Source organism: uncultured Cedecea sp. (assembly GCF_947498825.1).
Taxonomy (GTDB): domain Bacteria; phylum Pseudomonadota; class Gammaproteobacteria; order Enterobacterales; family Enterobacteriaceae; genus JGM124.
Map to the genome: position 1 here is coordinate 1 of NZ_CANMLV010000038.1, position 19,589 is coordinate 19,589.

Here is a 19,589-nt window from a genome sequence, read left to right on the forward strand (position 1 = left end):
ATCAGCGTACTGAGTGCCAGACCGCCCGCCAGAACCCACTTGTTGATATTTTTATAATTCATTAATGACATAGGTAATCCCGTATTGATTAAATATACTTCTCTTAAATAATTCAGATTGACTTCTCATCTCTGAACCACAGCTCTATGAGTTCGTTTTCTACAGAATAAAACACCGATGGGGAATAAAACCCAAGTATAAAGCCAATGAAAATCACTCTCTGGCAGGTGCCCTTTATTTATTCAAAAAACAGTCTCTATAATTGCCACTATCAAAGACTCTATAGTTCACTTTCAAATGACCGGGCAATCCTATCCTGTAAAAAGTCATTTTCACAGCCCATAATAAATACTCGTGAAGAACATCACAAAACATGTAACATTACGCGTAAAATAACGTTTAAGAGCATCTTTAAATACTTATAACGTTTATTATACAAATGCATTGATGATAAAAAACAGTGTTAATGAGTTTAAATCAAAAACGAAGAAGAAAGATAAAATCAATATAAGCACATGAAATTTATGCAATTTAACCATCATCAGCAATTCAATACAGACGAAAAACATCAACCATGGATAAAAATAGTATAGAAAGATATTTATTTGATAACTGTGGTATCAAATAAATCAACCCGGAAGAAAAAAATTAATCATCACGACATAAAATAATAATAAAATACTACTATAGAAATATAGCATTAATAAAAATCCATCAATTCCGCTTTAGTAAACACAATATACCGAAGGTAGATTAACGACCAATAAACCCTATGTGCTTAGATATTACGCGGTATCTCTCTATGGGATATATACGATCATGAAGAAGAATAATGCTATCAGTCAGTTCCTTTGACTGATCCGGCCTCATTCTGTTGAAAGTGAATTGGTTATTTTATTACTACAGAGGGGCAGCAAATACCATCTGCTCAAACATTACTGCCAGCATGGCCACTAGCATAATGAGAACCAGCAAGCGAAGATGACGACGGGGAGATTTTTTCATTCTGGCAGCCTTAATTGATGTAACTTATGTAGCAGAGCATATCCGAAGTAAGGCTATTTTTATATTAGACGATCGGAAAAATATCCCGGATAAAGTCGCCATATGATTGATGAAAGCCATACTCAAGGCCACTCAACACCAGCTTACAGCCACTGTCCTCTGCTCCCACTCACATTCTTCCCATCATTCTGAAGTGATTAAAATTGCGACGACTCTCTCAGTTTTACGATCTTTCCTTATCATGTGAAAAGCTTTTCATATACCATAATATGAAAAGCTTTTCACATATTGAGGTACGCCGCAAATGAATGAAAAAATAACACATGAAATTCTTGCTGCTGTTGGCGGTAAAGACAATATTGTCGCGCTTGAACACTGCGCGACGCGGTTGCGTATTGTGGTAAAAAATAACGACTTGGTCTCTGCCGATACGATAAAAAGTGTAGATAAAGTAAAAGGTTACTTTTATCAATCCGGCCAGCACCAGATAATCCTGGGGACGGGTTTCGTTGACCAGATTTATGCCCTGATGACTGAAGAATTGCCCGGTGCAAAAGAGTCTGTGAAAGAGTCAGCTTATAATAATATGAATTGGTTTCAAAAAATCATCCGTGCTTTAGCCGATGTCTTCATTCCCTTGATCCCCGTTCTGGTCGCTACCGGGCTCTTTATGGGTGTCCGTGGATTTGCTGAACAAATGGGGTTGGAATTATCGGCCGATATTTTAGTCCTGACTCAAGTCGTCACGGATACCGTCTTTATCTTCTTACCGGCTCTGGTAGTTTGGTCATCATTTAAGCGCTTTGGTGGTACACCCGTTGTGGGAATGGTGCTCGGTTTGATGCTCGTTGCGCCGATGCTGCCCAACGCCTGGCAGGTCGCAAGTGGTAATGCAGAAATGCTTAAAATAGGTATCTTCCATATTCAAGGATACCAGGGAACCATTATTCCCGCTCTTATTGTTGGTATTTTTGGTGCCAATGTTGAACGCTGGATCCGTCGCTGGATGCCCACGGTCGTTGACCTGGTATTTACCCCCTTTTTAACGCTTATTATCGGTGCCGTTGCTGCTTTATTTATTATTGGTCCGATCTTCACCATGGTCGAACATGGCGTAATGAATTCAGCGAACTTTATTATTAATCTTCCGTATGGCATTGGCGGCGGGATATTGGGTGCGACTCAACAGGCCTTAACCGTGACCGGACTCCATCATTCATTGATGGTGGTTGAACTGAATTTATTGGCTAACGGTGGTATTAACCCACTGAATGCCTTAATCACTGCTTCTATGGCGGGGCAAGCTGGAGCCGCTATCGCTTTCACCTTATCGATAAAAGATAAAAAAGAGAAAGCGCTGAAACTCTCATCTATCGTGCCTTGCTTCTTTGGTATTACAGAACCGCTGTTATTTGGTGTGACCTTAACCAATTCGAAAGTCTTTCTGTCCGGCATGATTGGCGGCGCTGTTGCTGGCGTGTTTGCCATACTGATGCATATCGCACCGCCAGTTATGGGAGTCACCTTCCTGCCCGCTATTCCAGCCTATTTAGGCCATAATCTGGGACAGTATCTTCTCATGATAGTCATCGCCATGCTGGTCGGTATGCTCTGTACTAAACTACTGGTGAAACCTCAACAAAAATAAATAAATCAAAAAGTTAAATAGCATCAAGTTGTTGAAAACTGACAGAATACTTTTATGTATTCTATCTGAAAAATAAAAAAGGTAATAAAAATAATGGCAAATAAATGGTTGAAAAATGCTCAGCAGGTAATAGAAAACAATCCCTTTGATTCTAACGACCCGTTCAGACCGGCTTACCATATTTCACCTAAAGCAGGGTTGCTAAATGACCCCAATGGGTTGATTCAATTTAACGGCCAGTACCATTTTTTTTACCAGTGGAATCCCTTTGCTTGTGACCACAGCCAAAAGTATTGGGGCCATTATATTAGTGATGATTTAGTCCATTGGCGAGAGGTTCCCCCCGCTCTGGCACCGGATGAAAAATACGACGCCAATGGCTGCTATTCAGGTAGCGCTTTTATCCACAATGATGAACTGTATTTGTTCTATACCGGGAATTTAAAATATGGGCCAGAGCAACAATACCGAGCAAGCAGTCAGTGTTTAGCTAAGAGTAAGAATGGCATCGATTTTGAAAAAGTCGGTATTATTATTGATGGGCAACCCGAAGGTTATACCGCACATTTTCGTGATCCTAAAATTTGGCAATCGGGATCGGCGTGGTACGCGGTATTGGGTGCACAAACAGAGACTCTTCAGGGGCGGGTGCTACTCTATCGCTCAGACAATCTCATTGAATGGCACTGTTTAGGCCCGATTGCCGGCGGCGGGATCGCGCCATTTGATAACTTCGGTTATATGTGGGAATGCCCGGATCTCTTTTATTTAAATCAGCACTGGGTGATGCTGGCATCTCCACAGGGATTAGCGCCTGAAGGAATGAAGTACCAGAATATTTATCAGTCTGGGTATTTAATCGGTTCTCTTAACACTGAAGATGTCCAGTTCACGACTCAACATTTTGAAGAATTAGACCGGGGTTTTGAATTCTATGCTCCGCAGAGCTTTGAGGATGAGCAAGGAAGACGGATTATGCTTGCCTGGATGGGGCTACCCGAAAGAAATGAGCAGCCTACCGTCGAATATGGCTGGATACACCAAATGACACTACCGCGTGAGTTAACCGTACGGGGCAATAAGCTATACCAGACTCCAGTGGCAGAACTGGCAGCACTGCGTCAGTCGCATATTGCCCATCAGGATCGGTTTTTTGAAGGAGAATTAACCCTTGATGGCGTAACCGGCGACTGCTATGAATTGCGGGCAAATTTCATTAACTTACAATCCCGCTTATCGTTAAAATTACGCAGCAATGGGCAGGATCAATATATCTTGCTACAGATTGATCCGCAGCAGAAAATCATTACATTAGACAGGAATCATGCTGGGTCAGGTGAAGGTGGCATAAGGCAGTGTCAGGTTGAGAGTGTTGAATCCCTGGAACTCGTTATCTATATGGATAAATCGTCACTGGAAATCTTTATCAACCAGGGCGCAGAGGTCTTTAGTAGCCGTCTGTTCCCGGATGCAGCGTCAACCGGTATTTATTTTGAAAGTGATACACCCTGCCATTTAAGGTCTCTGGATTTTTTCAGCTTAAAACAGGACGGCATCATTCAATAAGAGACCTCAGTGAATATTAAAGAGATTTCAAAGTTAGCGAATACCTCTCCTTCTAGCGTATCCCGGGTGATTAATTCCTCGGGATACGTCAAAGATGAAGTCAAAAAACGTATTCTTAAAGTGCTGGAAGAGACAGGTTACAGGCCTAATGCCTTTGCCAAAGCCTTGCATTCGAAAAAAAGCCATACCATCGGTGTGATTTTACCGAAGATTAATGCCACCTCTTCCGGAGAAAATGTCTCGGGTATCGATCAGTTTTTCAATGCCAAAGGGTACAGTCTACTGTTAGGTAATACCGATCATCAGGTAAAAAAAGAGTTAGCCTTTCTTGATGTCTTTAAGGAAAAACAGGTCGACGGTATTATTTTTATCGCCACACTATTAACAACCGAGCACCATGAAAAGTTCAGAAAACTTGGCATTCCCGTTGTGATAATCGGCCAGGAATCTCCTGAAGATATTCCCTGCGTCTTATTTGATGAATACCATGCGACTAAAGAAATGGCTCAACACCTTCTGAGCAAAGGTAAGCAGCGTATCGCTTTTATTGGTGTTGATGAATGGGATATTTCCGTCGGTGTTCTGCGATACCAGGGCTACTGTGACGCGCTAAAAGAACAAAATATGACGCCTGATCCGGCGTTATTTGCTAAAGGTGACTTTACCCATCAAAGTGGTTTTGCCGCCTGCCGTCAGATTATAGAAAACAATGCGCTAAGACCCGATGCTATCTTTGCTGCCAGCGACAAAATGGCCATTGGGGCTATGAGCTATTTATTCTCGATAGGTTTACGCGTTCCCGAAGATATCAGTATCTGCGGCGTCGGCGGTGGAACCTTAGCAGAATTCTATAACCCGAAGCTAACCACTCTGGCCTACGACTATAAGCAGTCTGGCGTGGTTGCTTCTGAGCTTCTGTTCCAGTTACTGGAGAGCCCCTCAGCCGATACCCTAATAGCACATAAGACGTATATACCTTATGAGTTGGTGATTGGCAAAAGCACTTAACCTTGCGACTGAAGGTTAAGGCACTCATTCAGGGATAGAATTGCGTCATCAGCATCATTAATAATGGCGTGGTCAGGGCCGAGAGCGCGGTACTAAAAAGGGTACTGGTCGCTGTCGCGCCCTGCATTACACCAAACTTTTGTGCCATTAAATACACATTGATCCCGATGGCCATCGACCCTAGTAAGACAACAACCTTTGCTTCCGCAGCAGGCAGTCCGATGGCAAGCGCAATAATCGCGATCACCAGCGGTTGAACAACCAGTTTTAACAGGCAAATAGCGTAACTTTCGCGTAATCCTTCGCGAATACTGTAGCGCGATAAACTCATACCTAATGAAATAAGAGAAAGTGGCACGGCCATACCGGCAATCATGCCCACAGGCTGCTCGATAACATAGGGTAATGGCCGATGCAGCAGGCTCCAGACCATGCCAGAAATGATGCCAATAATAATAGGATTCTTAAAAACACTGATAAGCGTCTTTACGATACCCTGTAGTGAAAAATGCCCGCTACGCGCCCACTCTACCGATGCCGTCACCAGCGTCCATAAAATCAAACTATTAAAAATCAGTACCAGTGCAATGGAAGGCAGTGCCTGTGGCCCCAGCAGTAACGTGGCAATAGGAATTCCCAGCATAACATTGTTGGAAAATATCCCGCCAAGCGCAAAAACAGAGGAAGAGACAGGATCGATATTAAAAAAACGTCTGGCAATGACTCGCCCCATCGCATAGACGATAAAACACCCACCAAAATATGCCACCAACAGTCCGAAGTTAACCGGTGGTGTTTTATAAAATCCACTCATCACGCTGAATAGCATGCAGGGTATGACAACGTTAAAACATAAACGATTTAGCCCTTCATTCACGCTGATCGGCCAGCCTGAAAAGCGCCCCAGCCCATAGCCTGCACCAATAAGTATAAACAGAGGAAGTGACAAAGAGATTTGATGTATCAGCTGGCTGGTTAAACTCAGGGTTATCACAGTATCTAAACCTTAAAAATCGGCGTCAAAAAATCACTAAGATAGCGTTTAACTTTGCAGCTAAAAGCGAATCTACGCAATAGGATCGATGCCGATATTATTGTGGAACTAAAGCGGGGATACTTACATAAGCCTCTAATTCAACCATCCCTGTTCCCCTGAAAGACTGGATTATCTTCTTAATGGGCGAAGAAATTATTTTTAATATATCTCCTCTAATCCCTCTTTTCAGAATGAAAATATGCCTATAATCAGGTGGGTACTTTACGCCTGAATGGAATCGTTTACGTCATTTCGGCCTGGAGATCCACGATTTATTCTCGCAGATTTTTATTTATTGCCTTCATGGAAAAGGTGCTTAGCCTGAGGACAAGTGTATGCATATCACAATCACTATTGCCGATACCGATATTGAAAAATTTTCTGAAAAACAATACGACGCTTATGCCTCCGAACTGGAAGCCAGAGTCAAAGAAATCTACCCTGAAAGTAATGTGATAGTGACTCACTATGACGGTGTAACCCACTCTACAGTAGACGGCTTTCATGATAATGAAAAAGTACGTATTGTTATTCACGAGCTGCAACAGGATGTTTTCTTACACGGTTACTGGCGTAAATAGTTTACTCCTCACGATACGATGTTCACTGTAGATGGTGAACATTCTTGTGTATTCAGAATGCAAAAAACCGTCACAGATGCTTGTCAGTTAAATTTCTTGAAACGCCGCAACAGATATCGTTGCGGCTTCTTTTTAACCGCCCGTGGGTAATATCTCTGTCGGCCGCTGGGTAGTACGAAGCTTTAAGCTATCGTAAGTATCTCAGTCATTATTTTCAGTATTTTTCCCGGTGAAACCACAGAGCGCGTGCTAAGTTACCCTGCCAGGTCCAGTTGTTTCATTTCCCTGAAGCCACTCTCGATTTCCCATCCATAACCGCAGAAGTACTGGCGGCACTACAGTCGAAATATTGAAGGCTTACATGGCATCGCAGAAATCCCCTGATTAGCTCCCCTTATATCCGCGTCCGATTGAGCGAGGGTTTACGGGGCAATTGCTAAAATTTATAGTGTTCCTTGCTCAGTCCGTATTTTCTCATACGTAAATACAGTTTTTTACGCGGTATTTGTAAATACTCCGACACTTCATTAATGCGCCCCTGATGAATATTTAGCGCTTCAGTAATGATTTGTCGCTCATATTCTTCAACCCGACGATCAAGCGGTGTCGGTTCAGGCAGATGCAGTTGCGGATTCGCGGTTTCAGCTAACGGAAGTAGTCCAACGGCAAAAAGCTCGGCGGCATTAGCCAGTTCACGAACGTTATTTAACCACACACGACGCCGCATGCCTTTAAGCAATTCCTCTTCGACCTCTGGCACTGGGTGATTCAGCCGCAGACAGGCTTTCTGCAAATAATAACGAAACAACGGCTCAACATCATCCGGACGCAGTGACAACGGCTGACAGCAAACTTGCGTCATCGCGAAACAGTAATAAAGTTCAGCCACAATCTGGTTGGTTGCTGTGAGTTCCACCAGCGATGTATCGCCAATACCAATTAGGCGAAATGGACGTCTCTCCTGGTTTTGCAGGTGAACCAGATGATGCTGCTGTTCGCGCGTCAGATACTCAATATGGCTCAGTACCAGCGTTCCTCCTTGCGCCTGTGTAATAAGATCATTAAGTTGTCCTACGTTCTCAGGTGTCAGTATCCCTCGGATAAATGGCCCCTCAGCACTGCATCCAAGCTGATGTAAATAGCAGGCTCCTGTCATACGTCCCGTTCCCGGCTCGCCATAGAACCAAACGGCAATATCCGTTTCTGCCAGGAGCTTCAGGCGCTGGCGGTACTGATTGACCCAGTCACTGTAGCCGACCAGTTCCACCTGGAGTTTTTGCTGGCAATAGTGGCGACGTGCGATCACGGATTTTCTCTGGCGCAACGCATCTTTTACCAGCAAAAGCAGTTGACTTGGATCGACCGGTTTTTGCAGGAAATTCCATGCACCTTTCTTCACCGCCTCCACCGCCATCGGAACATCGCCATGTCCGGTGATTAACAAGATCGGTAACTGATTATCTTCCTGATGAAACAGGGCCATCAAATCAATACCATTGCAGCCAGGCATACACACGTCGCTCAGAACAATTCCCGGCCAGTCTGTCTGAAACCAGTTTCGGACATCGTAGGGATTACTGCATGCGTATACACGATACCCTTCCTGCTCAAGCAACAGGGTATAAGCGTCGAGAACATCGGCATCATCATCAATCAACAGAACAGAATATTCATCACGCAGCATTGTTTACATCCGTCAAATTAAATTGCAGAACGACGCAAGCATTACGCCTCGGCGTCGATGCCAGGTGCAACTCGCCGTTCATTTGCGTCATTAACGATACACAAATCGATAAACCGATGCCGAGGCCAACATCTTTACTGGTGGTAAAAGGCTTCAGCAGTGATGGCAATAACGCCGCAGGCCAGCCGGGGCCATTGTCGCTGACAAAAACGTATAATCGGTCCCCTTCAGCCTGCCAGTGAACCTCTATTGCCGCAGCAGCCGGGCAAGCATCCAGTGCATTTGCCAGTAGATTAACCAACACTTGCTGAATACGCACTTCATCACCAGCCACCCACACGTTCTGGGCAGGAAGTGTCAGCTTAGCCTCCTGCGGCTTATGGCGCATGGCCAGCAGTTCCCAGGCCGCGCTGAACGTTTGCCGCAGTTCGACCGGATGTAAAGGCACACCAGGCTCAGCCCGGCGTGCGAATTGGCGCAGCGAACGGATGATGGTATCAATGCGGATAACCAGCCCCTCGGCTTTCGTTAACGTACTTCTGGCCTGCGCTGATTGTCCCTGCTCAATAGCCCTTCCTGCCGTAAACAGATACATAGATAGCGCATTGAGCGGTTGATTAATTTCATGCGCCAGCGTCGTCGTGGTTTGGCCAACCACAGCCAGTTTTGCCGTCTGAATCAGCTCATCCTGTGCCGTACGAAGATCGGACTCAATCTCCTTGCGCTCAGCCACTTCTTGCTCTAGTTGATGTTTTTGCGTACTCAACTGACCCAGAGTATGACGCAGTAAGCCTGCGATACGGCCTAATTCATCATGCCCATAAACAGGAATAGTGGCATTTGTTCTGCCAAGACCAATTTGTACCACAGCATGATTGAGCACGGTAAAACGCTTCACCAGTCGAGAACGGATAAAATAATGGTTAAGCCCCCAGGCGAGAAGTAACGCCAATAACGTCGCCAGTAAAATCAGCCCACCGCTGACACGTATAATTTGTTCCAGCCGCTGGTTGAATATCTGCATCTGCTGATGACTGCTCCCCAGCTGCGCTTCAAGCAATGTCCGAAAGCGTCCGAGAGTGACCTCTCTGGTATGGTTGGCATCAACCAGCGCTTTTCGCGCGGCGACATAGTCGCGCATCGTATCGGGCATTTTATTTTTTATCATTCCGATTTTCAGCAGCTCATCAATGGTTTGTCGCAGCGTGATGGTATTAGGCCTGTCATCAAGAGTAAGGAGATTTTCATCCGCCGTTTTCTTCAGATTTTCCAGATAATGGATGTGATTCTCTACCTGCATTCCGTCGTCGCTGTCCGACTTCAGTTCATTAAGCCGATCGCGCAAATCATCAACAATCTGATTTTCAATTCTGGCAAGAGTGTAGACCTGCTGCTGTTCATTTTGCACCTCTCTGGCACGTTTGAGATACTGCGCCGCATCTTCACTTTTAGCCTCAATTTGATCTAACAATGTTCCTTGTTGCCAGGTAAAATCCTGTACCAGAGAATTTAACTCAGTCGTGAAATCATCATGCAGCCAGTCGATACGCGCAGACAGTTCGCTCACCTTTTCGCGCACGAGAAACATGTTATAGAGTACCCGATCCAGTTCCGCCATCAGCATCCGACTATCCTGCAAAATCACCGCCAGTTGCCGTTGTTCTGTCAACTGTAATCCCCGACCCAGCACCTCAATTTTATCCAGATGCGAAATAATCTGATTCCGCAATTGCAGCCTTACCGTTGTATTAGGAGCCAGCAAGAATTCATTAAGCTGCTCCACAACCAAGTTGAGATCCCCCTCAATCAAAAAAGCGGAATGCACGCGAGGAAAGTAATCATCAAGCGAATAACGTATCTGCGAACTCTGCTCATGCCAGGAGTACAAGCTGACACAGCTGACGCTCAGAGTCAGTAATGCCCCCGTCAGAAAGGCTCCCCGCAGAATACTACTGATACTGAGCTGACGCAGGCGTTGCAGTATCGTTCCAACGTTCATTTTAATTCTTCCAGTTTTGATATCGCCTGACGCTGATTTTTAAGAAACCAGAGCTGCCACTCCATCGTCTGCTGTTCGGCAAAGATTTTATTATCAAATTGCGCAAGCCATGCCTCGTCTTCGCTATTTCTGGTATCTATCGGGACACTGGTCAGTAATGCTCTGATTTCAGGCAGGGGACGATTCAGGCGCGTCTCCGCACTATATAACGCACGCTAAGCGTCTTTTAATTGCGCCAGACGAAAACTAATAGAAGTATCAAACATCCGCTGTACCAGCTGTTGCCGTTTAAAGATTAGTCGATAATTGAGCGGAGGCTGGTTCATTAAAATAGCCTGCTGGGCGGCACGCGGATTATCAAGCGCGAGCTGCGTTACCGGATATTTCCCCGTATTCGCATCTCCAAGTATCTGCTGTCCTTCCGGGCTTAATAAATAGCGAATAAAACGATGCGCTTCATTGACGTTCTGACTATTTTTAAGAATAGCCACATAGGTTGGTGACACCGCTGAACGAGGGAAATAAGTAAAAGAAAGCTGTGGATCATCAAGCAGTAGGTTGGCGTAGTTGTCAATAACTGGCCCCGCAACGCCTAAGCCGCTCTTAATATTTCCGGCTACGCCAAAACTGCGTGATGAAATGGTGACCAGGTTACCGGCACTCGCTAATAGCGTCCTCCAGCCCTCTTCCCACCCTTTTTGCTGCAGCAGCGACTCAGCCATCAAATGATTGGTGTCAGAACGTGACGGACTACTCATCAATAACGCATTCTGATATTCAGGCTGCGTTAAATCACCCCAGTTTGCTGGGGGAGACAAATGCCGAACGGCCAGTGCAGAGCGGTTAAGCAGCAGACCAAAACCGGACATCGTCACGGCTAAGGAAGTCCCACGGATGGAGTCAGGCACCAGCCGCTGGCTTTCTGGTAACGCATTATCGAAGGGTGCCAGTTTCTGACGTTCCTGAAGATGCTGCAACAGCATGGGTGAGGAGGTCAGAATCAGATCTATGTTGTCCGCATTCGCGCTATCAAGTAGTTGTTCCAATGAGCCACTGGTCCGGTTTAGCGTGCGTATTGCCACGGACCCTGGTTCTGTCTGCCAGCGCTGGATAATCCAAGCCGTTGCCCCAGGGGAAAAAGTTGTCGCCATCACCAACTCTTTACCCTGGACCAAGCTGCTCACCGACAGTGGCATAAAACAGAGCAATATCGTCCAAAAACGTTTCCAGAAGAAAATTCTGTTTGTGATCCAGTTCATAAGTATCAGTATGTCCAAAAAATAATATTGAGACAAAATTTACCCGTTTATCACCACCAGAGAGAGAATAAGATTATTCGTAGAACAATCCGTACGCAAAGTAACGGCATGAGTAAATAATACCTGAAATGCGGCATGAATTTGTCAGCACGCGCTAATAACAACAATAAAAATACGCTTAATAGAATAGAATTTAAAATCCGTTTTTAGCAGGGTCAGCGGCGAATAAGGTTCCTGCAGAGAAAGTCCAGGAGACTTATAGCAGATACCGTATTCAGGCATTGCTCAGCGTATTTCTGGGCTATCTCGCGTACTATATTGTGCGCAATAACTTTACACTCTCGACGCCATACTTGAAGGAGCAGCTGAATCTCAGCGCTACGCAAATTGGGTTACTCAGCAGTTGCATGCTTATTGCCTATGGCATCAGTAAAGGCATTATGAGCAGCCTGGCAGACAAAGCCAGTCCTAAAGTCTTTATGGCGTGCGGCTTAATTCTGTGTGCTATCGTAAACGTAGGCTTGGGATTCAGTATTGAATTCTGGGTTTTTGTTGCTTTGGTGATCTTCAACGGTTTATTTCAGGGGATGGGCGTTGGCCCTTCATTTATTACCATCGCTAACTGGTTTCCACGTAAAGAACGCGGACGCGTCGGCGCATTCTGGAATATCTCGCACAATATCGGCGGTGGTGTTGTCGCTCCGATTGTGGGGGTAGCCTTTGCTATTTTGGGCAATGAACACTGGCAAACCGCCAGCTATATCGTCCCTGCTGGCGTTGCCGTACTGTTCGCTTTAATTGTGTTGATTCTGGGGAAAGGCTCACCGCGTCAGGAAGGTTTACCGGCTCTGGAAGAGATGATGCCGGAAGAAAAAGTAGTATTAAATACCCGACAAACGGTTAAAGCGCCTGACAATATGAGTGCGTTCCAGATCTTCTGCACTTATGTACTGCCTAATAAAAATGCCTGGTATATCTCACTGGTAGACGTTTTTGTTTATATGGTACGTTTCGGCATGATTAGCTGGCTGCCTATTTACCTGTTAACCGTAAAACATTTTTCGAAAGAGCAAATGAGTGTCGCGTTTCTGTTTTTTGAATGGGCGGCAATTCCTTCCACATTACTGGCAGGATGGCTTACCGATAAACTGTTTAAAGGCCGCCGCATGCCGCTGGCTATGATTTGTATGGCGCTGATTTTCGTCTGTCTGATCGGTTACTGGAAAAGTGAATCTCTGTTGCTGGTCACCATTTTTGCCTCCATCGTTGGTTGCCTGGTTTATGTCCCGCAGTTCCTGGCATCTGTCCACACTATGGAAATCGTCCCCAGCTTTGCAGTAGGTTCTGCAGTAGGGTTACGCGGATTTATGAGCTACATTTTTGGCGCATCACTGGGTACAAGCCTGTTCGGCGTAATGGTCGATAAAATGGGATGGCACGGCGGTTTCTATCTACTGATGGGGGGAGTTGTCTGCTGCATTCTGTTCTGCTACCTCGCCCATCGCGGTGCGCTGGAGCTCGAACAGCAAAGGAAAAAGGCTCAACAACAAGAAGCGTAGTTCCCGTTGGTTGATGCCAGTTAATCTTTTTTAATCTTGTTAAAAAGTGCCAGTACAGCTGGCACTTCAATATATTCTGAATCGTTCAACATTATAAGACGATGATATCATCTCTACTCAGGTGACCAAATTCAGTGTACCTTTACAGATACTGACATTACCGCCACTGTCCTTATCTTACTTAGTATAAAAATAGATCATTCAACTCTGGTTCTGGTTTTAGTTGAAGGTTTAAGTATGACGAAGTTACGAAAATTTTACTTTATCGTCAGGTCGCAGAGCATTTACGCAATGAACGAGTAATCGACTGCCATGTGATTGCCTTGGCCGACGATGTCTCATACAATATTTTCGTACCCGTTTTGCCACTAAATAAACTCGAAAAAATCACCGATTTTATCTATCAATGGCTTCATTTATCTGGTCCTTCAGATTGAAACTTAATTAATCAACTTGTAAACAACCAGATCAAGCAGAGCATTTTATTTTTGATAAGGTGATTATTAGTATAGCGAAAAGAGTGAACTTATATTTTTATAATAAACGGACACGCCTATAAATACAGATCACTCTCAGGTTTTTTCAAACTAAAGAACAAATTCTATATTTCACTATCCTATGAAAATATCTTTAGCAATAGCATCTCTTGGTTTATCGGTCTCTTCAAGTGATACACCTATAGTTGGTGGTCGTGTAGAAGAGTGTGAATAGCTGATACCAGTTACTTTAAAATATGACTCTGGTAAATAAAGATACTCCTCCTCATACTTTATTTCTGATGATCTATCATTATATATAGGCTTTGCTTTAGATGCTTTATCAATCCTATATGTGATCACCACCTGATCTCGGCTATTACTCAAAATTTCATAAGTCTTTCTGTTTATAAAAAGGCTATTATCTGAAACACTCATAAATCGATTGGAATTAGTGACTACATCTCCAACACTTAGATTATCAATAGCCGAAAAGTCATCGCCCATCCTATGGTTTGCCATTCGAAAAAAGGAACTTTCTTTGGTAGGATATTTTTCACTATTTAGAGCTGATATTATATTATGATACATAAACTCTTGATATTTATTCAACTTCAAATTGTTATCTAATGCATGATTAAGGTTATGCATTGCAGGAGATCCTCCATATGGCCATGGACTTTTAGAAACACTACTCATAGACCTCCAAGACATTACTGCTGAATATTGTTTATCAGTTAAATGTTGTATCGCATTATTATAAGATAATATATCTTCTATTTTAGAGTGGAAGTTCCCAAAGCCCTCATTAGGAAAAAGAATAGATTCTGCATGGCGACTACCTTTTGTAGTGATCTCCACTATATCTCTATTTCTCAATCTTGATTCATCACTTAAATATGTCAAAAAAGTTATTTCTTGATTCTCTTGCAGACCACGAACATTTAACCTACGCATAAATTCTGCACGTTCATTAAAAGATTCGACATGGAAAAGCCCATCATCCTTAAGCCTGATATATAGTAACACTCCATTATCATCTTTAATTGAATAACGCTCTATCACCCCTTTTTCTGATGTTTCCTGTTTTATATTTATATATTTAGTGTTGATAAGGAGATACTTATCACCACTTTCTGTACTCCTTAGCCCCTTACTATCAGTAGATATCATCATACCTGCAGATACTTTTTCAGTGAACTTATTCGGATTTATTGCGTTAATTAAATCTTTAGAAACATATATAGATGATTTTTTGGCAAACATCCAGCGATTGCCATCCCATTGAATAGCAGAAATATTTTTATGAGGATTATTAAGATCGTAAATTACATATATCATTTCATCGTTATCATTTATAAACTTTCTTACGGGAACTATCTCACCATTCATCTCCACATAATATGTTAAGTTTTCTTTGTTATCTTTCCTTACATATAGGTGACCTTTACCATATAACTTGTAATTATCATTTCTTACTGCCTCATAAGCCTCCCCATTTCTTTCTATTTTAACTTTATTTAATATCAATATATTATCCTTGCTAAAAAAAGATCTATTTTTATATTTACTAAGATGCCAGGTTTTTGATATTGGCTCCATATAAACTGGAATCCTAATTGGATGCCCATCCCTTTTTTTTAAAATTATTTCAGGATGATTTTTATTCCAATTCCAGAAGACCTCATGATTACTACCTTGAATATTAATAATATTCTTACCATCAACAACGCTGTAATCTAAACCAGGAATTTCTGGCATTTTATTATTAAACGATATTTCCTCATATAAATGTTCAGAATCAACCCTATTATGGTACCGATGAGCATTCACTGCCGTTAATCTATGCATAAACTCTAACCATTCATCAAAAGATTCAATATGGAAAAATCCATCATCCTTAAGTCTGGCATACAATAAGGTACCGTCATCTTTTCTAATAGAGTAACGTTCTATAACTCCACGTTCAGAATCTGATTTTTTAAATCTTATATATTTTCCATGAATAGCAAGATACGCATCTCCATTTACTGTATGTCTGAATCCATTGTCATCGGGTACTGAAAGTATTCCTGCAGACGTTTTTTCAGAGAACTGTGTTGGATTAATTGCTTGGCTTAAATCTTCAGAAACATAAATAGATGTTTTTTTCTCAAACAACCAGCGATCGCCTTCCCATTGAATTGGATAACCTTTCTCATGAGGATTATTCAGGTCATAAATAGTATATATGATCTTCTGTTCATCATTAATTATTTTCCTCACAGGAACTAACTCACCGTTAATTTCAACATAATATCCTAAATGCTCATGAGAGCGGCTATCAAAGTTCTTCTTAATATATATATGACCATTACCATAAATATTATTATTCTCATTAATCACTGATATATAAACAAAATCTCCCTTTTCTATTTTTATTTTTTTTATTATATCAACTTCTACCTGGCTAAAAAAAAACTTATCCTTATGTATACCGAGATGCCATGTTTTTGATAATGGCTCCATGTAAACTGGAATATTAGCTGAATACCCATCCCTTTTATTTATTATAATTTCAGGACGGTCTTTATGCCAATTCCAAAGTACTTCATGTTTATCACCATGGATATCAATAAAATTCTTTCCATTAATAGCTTCATATTCCAGGCCACTATTTTCAGGCATTTCACTTTTAGTATGTATTTCTTCATATATGTGTTCTATGTCCTTTGCTTGCGAATTACTCAAAAAAGCCAATCTTTCATCAAAAGATTCAATATGGAACATTCCATCATCTTTAAGTCTAATGTACAGCAGAGTTCCATCATCTTTACGCATGGAGTAACGTCCTATGTCTCCTGCCTCGGATGTAGTCTGGCTTAATTTTATATATTCTCCGTGAATGGCAATGTACGAATCTCCATTTAGTGTATGTCTTAGCCCATTATTATCAGGTGCTAAAAGCCTATCAGCAGAAATTTTTTCAGAGAAAAAAACCGGGTTAATTGCTTTTTTTAGATCATCAGATATATAAACAGATGTTTTTTTATCAAATAGCCAACGAGCACCATCCCATTGAATCGGTTTTCCTTTTATTGTGGAATCGTTTAGATCATAAATGGTATATATGATCTCATCATTATTATTAATGGTTTTCCTTACAGGAACAAGTTCACCATTCATTTCAGCAAAATAACCTAAGTTCTTGCGTGTGTTATGTTCTGATTCTACAAGATGATTGCCTACTTTCCTGTAATGGTGATGTTCAATTTGTTCCTTCATATATATATGACCATCTCCATATAATTTGGTGCGTTCATTTATTACTGGTGTATAAAAACCTCCCCCCTTTTCTACTTTTACTTTTCTTATAAAATCAATTTCTTCTTGGCTAAAAAAAGCCTTACCTTTATGTACACTAAAATGCCAGTTTTTTGATAATGGCTCCATATAGACTGGAATGTTAATTGAACTTCCATCAATTTCATTCATTACTATTTCAGGATTTTTTTTATTCCAATTCCATAATATTTCATGATTATTGCCTCGAATATTAATAAATTTCTTCCCATCAATAAAGTTATAATCGAGCCCATGCCCATCCGGCATTTCACTATTAAAATGTACTTTTCCAGAAACAGGATCAATATATACTCTTTTTTCGACTAATTCTGGCTTTACTGCATTCGGATGATGGGTCCAATACTCCCCTGGTTTTTTTTCTTGTATATAATAGACTAAGCCATTATGTTCTACTTGCATATGCCTTACAGTGTTAATATTATCAGCCATATTCTGATGAACAAATATTCCATCTGGTTCAAACCCTTTGGTTTTTTTTGAACCTCCAGGATAAATAGGGTTGTCAATTCCTTGAGTTTTTTTTGAACGCTCTGAATTAGGTGAAAGAGGATTTCTATCACTAATTCCTATCTCCACATTCATCATTAATCTTCCCAATTCCTCTCTACTCAACTCATTCAGAGCACAATCCATATTATCATCACTAATGTGTCCAATAACTTCCAGAGATTTAATTACTAAATATTTAAAAGACGAGTATCCCCCACCCGATATTACAGTTAGTCCAATATCATATGTTTTATCCGCTTTGTCAGTAAACTCCTCCAACCAAGGGGGCATTTTATTGCCCCCCATTGCTCTGTCATAAACTTTATCAATTACCGCCTTAACTGGACGTTCTAAAACCGTAGAACTAACTAATAGAGTATTGCTGACAGTTTTTCCTTCATTATTTTTTGTTACAATCTGGCACTTTTCAGCGAGATGTTCTTTATATGTATTAATACTTTTATCCATTCTTATCTCCGCTGGTACAGATTGCTGATCTATTATTGGCGGCATTTTTTTAGGATAAAATATGATGAAAGGTTCAACAGGTACACCAAATGATATATTTGAAAAATCTATACCTGTTAATTGATAAAATAAATATTTTTTTATATTTTCATCTTGGATTTTGTAATGAGATATAGTTTCAGTGGGGATCGATGCAGCTTCTGCTAGTGGAAATTTTAGTGGGTCATAACTGGATATAAATTTCCCTGTTTTATAAAGAATATCTGTAAGTGGAGTTAGCATGCGATTAAAATTGTTATTATCATAAGGCAAACAACTGGTTTTCCCACAGTCGGGTGTCAATGTAGGATTATTCATTGCAGTTAAAAGTGAATTATTGGGTAGCCTAATATGGCAAAGCAACATTAATAATGGAGCTGTAATACCGCTATTCTGGTATAAAAATACGCTGTTCATCTCCTCAGAAGAATTGACTATATTATTAATATAACTCCCGAAAAATTTGATTTCATTTTTATTAATAACTGTTCTATCTAAACCTCCCCCCCCGACTCCATTTTTTTTTGTTAAATTATTCTGATATTCTCCGATAGAAACTCTGTGCTGTGATGATGATATTGGCATAGTCTTTCCCTTTTTATAAAAGTACATTAGTTAAATACAAACAAAAAAATATAGCTATTGATTTATTGTAGTCAGATAAGAGTAGCTTATAAAAATGCGAGATATACCGAAATGAATGAATATACTAATGAAAAATGAATTTTTCGGAGGCTGTAATTTAAATTATGTCCCTGTTTCAGACAAACTGGCTAAAAATCTCAAAACTGAAGCTGCTCTTAATCGGTTCTCTTATATACTAGCGAAGGTGACAGAGGAAGCGACAATGCCATTAGGTCGCAGATGATTCAGTGCGAAAGATAGTTTGATTGCCCGCTGAACGCCACAGCCTGTCTCCTATTAACCCCTATTCTTCGCTCGTGTCCGGGTACGCTTCAATTGCCCCAAAGCAATGGCGTAACTTCCTGTTTATCCAGCTCCTGAGGATGGGTTTGAGTTTATTGATGAACACTTTTGCTGACGCCGAACTGTACCCTGTGGTCAGGCTGCGGATCTTCTCCTTCGATTTCGCTTCTCGTGGAGACTCCCCTTGCCGTTCAGCTAATACTTCCCCTTTCCGGGTGTCATCTCCAAGTCGTCTGTTAACCAGCACAACCCATTACGGCGCTACGCGCATGACGTTTCACTTCTGAGTTTAGCCTGTCCTTTGTCCTTTGCGCTGATACCGCGTTGGCTGCACTCGTTCAGCTCGGTCACATACCGGTGTATGCTCCTTCACTGCCCTTCTTTGCCGCCTTGTCTCAGGGCAAAATCCGGCGGACGCCAGGGATTTTCTGGTGCCCGGAACGCAAAAAACCCCAGTCTTTCGACTGGGGTTCTTGCTTATTTGATGCCTGGCAGTTCCC

Annotated in this window: 8 protein-coding genes and 2 pseudogenes; 5 read left to right on the plus strand and 5 right to left on the minus strand. The window is 41.9% G+C overall.

The features are described from left to right. The first annotated feature begins 1,309 nt into the window (after positions 1–1,309). The 3 genes from Q1A40_RS22175 to Q1A40_RS22185 all read left to right on the plus strand — a co-directional run bounded on the left by Q1A40_RS22175 (position 1,310) and on the right by Q1A40_RS22185 (position 5,227). On the plus strand, positions 1,310–2,653 hold the full coding sequence (locus Q1A40_RS22175; protein WP_300005773.1) for a PTS transporter subunit EIIC: 1,344 nt from the start codon (positions 1,310–1,312) through the stop codon (positions 2,651–2,653). A 93-nt stretch (positions 2,654–2,746) separates the two neighbouring features. Then, positions 2,747–4,219, plus strand: coding sequence for a sucrose-6-phosphate hydrolase (locus tag Q1A40_RS22180; protein WP_300005775.1), 1,473 nt, complete (start codon positions 2,747–2,749; stop codon positions 4,217–4,219). 9 nt (positions 4,220–4,228) lie between these two features. Continuing rightward, entirely contained in the window at positions 4,229–5,227 is a 999-nt protein-coding gene (locus Q1A40_RS22185; RefSeq protein ID WP_300005778.1) for a LacI family DNA-binding transcriptional regulator, read from the plus strand. Positions 5,228–5,255: 28 nt separating this feature from the next. Here the strand turns inward: Q1A40_RS22185 and Q1A40_RS22190 are convergent, their stop codons facing one another. Then, entirely contained in the window at positions 5,256–6,218 is a 963-nt protein-coding gene (locus Q1A40_RS22190; protein ID WP_300005791.1) for an AEC family transporter, read from the minus strand. 380 nt (positions 6,219–6,598) lie between these two features. Between Q1A40_RS22190 and Q1A40_RS22195 the strand changes: the two genes are divergently transcribed. Further along, positions 6,599–6,844, plus strand: a complete 246-nt coding sequence (locus Q1A40_RS22195; protein WP_300005780.1) for a penicillin-binding protein — start codon at positions 6,599–6,601, stop codon at positions 6,842–6,844. Between the two features lie 436 nt (positions 6,845–7,280). On the opposite strand, the gene Q1A40_RS22200 is transcribed toward Q1A40_RS22195, so the two are convergent. From Q1A40_RS22200 to pgtC, 3 genes and pseudogenes are all read right to left on the minus strand, one after another. Then, the gene (locus tag Q1A40_RS22200) at positions 7,281–8,528 is read right to left on the minus strand and encodes a sigma-54 dependent transcriptional regulator (protein ID WP_300005783.1); all 1,248 of its coding nucleotides are present in this window, start codon (positions 8,526–8,528) and stop codon (positions 7,281–7,283) included. After that, positions 8,518–10,512 (minus strand): two-component system sensor histidine kinase PgtB, encoded by a 1,995-nt coding sequence (gene pgtB, locus Q1A40_RS22205; RefSeq protein ID WP_300005793.1) that lies wholly within the window; start codon positions 10,510–10,512, stop codon positions 8,518–8,520. The genes Q1A40_RS22200 and pgtB overlap by 11 nt, the downstream gene beginning before the upstream one ends. 11 nt (positions 10,513–10,523) lie before the next feature. Then, a pseudogene (gene pgtC, locus Q1A40_RS22210) lies at positions 10,524–11,723 on the minus strand (phosphoglycerate transport regulator PgtC). Positions 11,724–12,004: 281 nt separating this feature from the next. On the opposite strand from pgtC, the pseudogene pgtP reads away from it, so the two are divergent. Continuing rightward, positions 12,005–13,345: pseudogene (gene pgtP, locus Q1A40_RS22215) on the plus strand (phosphoglycerate transporter PgtP); the annotation flags it as partial. Between the two features lie 611 nt (positions 13,346–13,956). Here the strand turns inward: pgtP and Q1A40_RS22220 are convergent. Then, positions 13,957–18,747 (minus strand): hypothetical protein, encoded by a 4,791-nt coding sequence (locus tag Q1A40_RS22220; protein ID WP_300005785.1) that lies wholly within the window; start codon positions 18,745–18,747, stop codon positions 13,957–13,959. Positions 18,748–19,589 lie beyond the last annotated feature (842 nt).

What these genes read in the sequence shown, in the direction of transcription:
- Q1A40_RS22200 (WP_300005783.1), bottom strand. Translation starts at nt 8,528, where the DNA reads ATGCTGCGTGATGAATATTCTGTTCTGTTGATTGATGATGATGCCGAT.
- Q1A40_RS22175 (WP_300005773.1), top strand. Translation starts at nt 1,310, where the DNA reads ATGAATGAAAAAATAACACATGAAATTCTTGCTGCTGTTGGCGGTAAA.
- Q1A40_RS22220 (WP_300005785.1), bottom strand. Translation starts at nt 18,747, where the DNA reads ATGCCAATATCATCATCACAGCACAGAGTTTCTATCGGAGAATATCAG.
- Q1A40_RS22180 (WP_300005775.1), top strand. Translation starts at nt 2,747, where the DNA reads ATGGCAAATAAATGGTTGAAAAATGCTCAGCAGGTAATAGAAAACAAT.
- Q1A40_RS22195 (WP_300005780.1), top strand. Translation starts at nt 6,599, where the DNA reads ATGCATATCACAATCACTATTGCCGATACCGATATTGAAAAATTTTCT.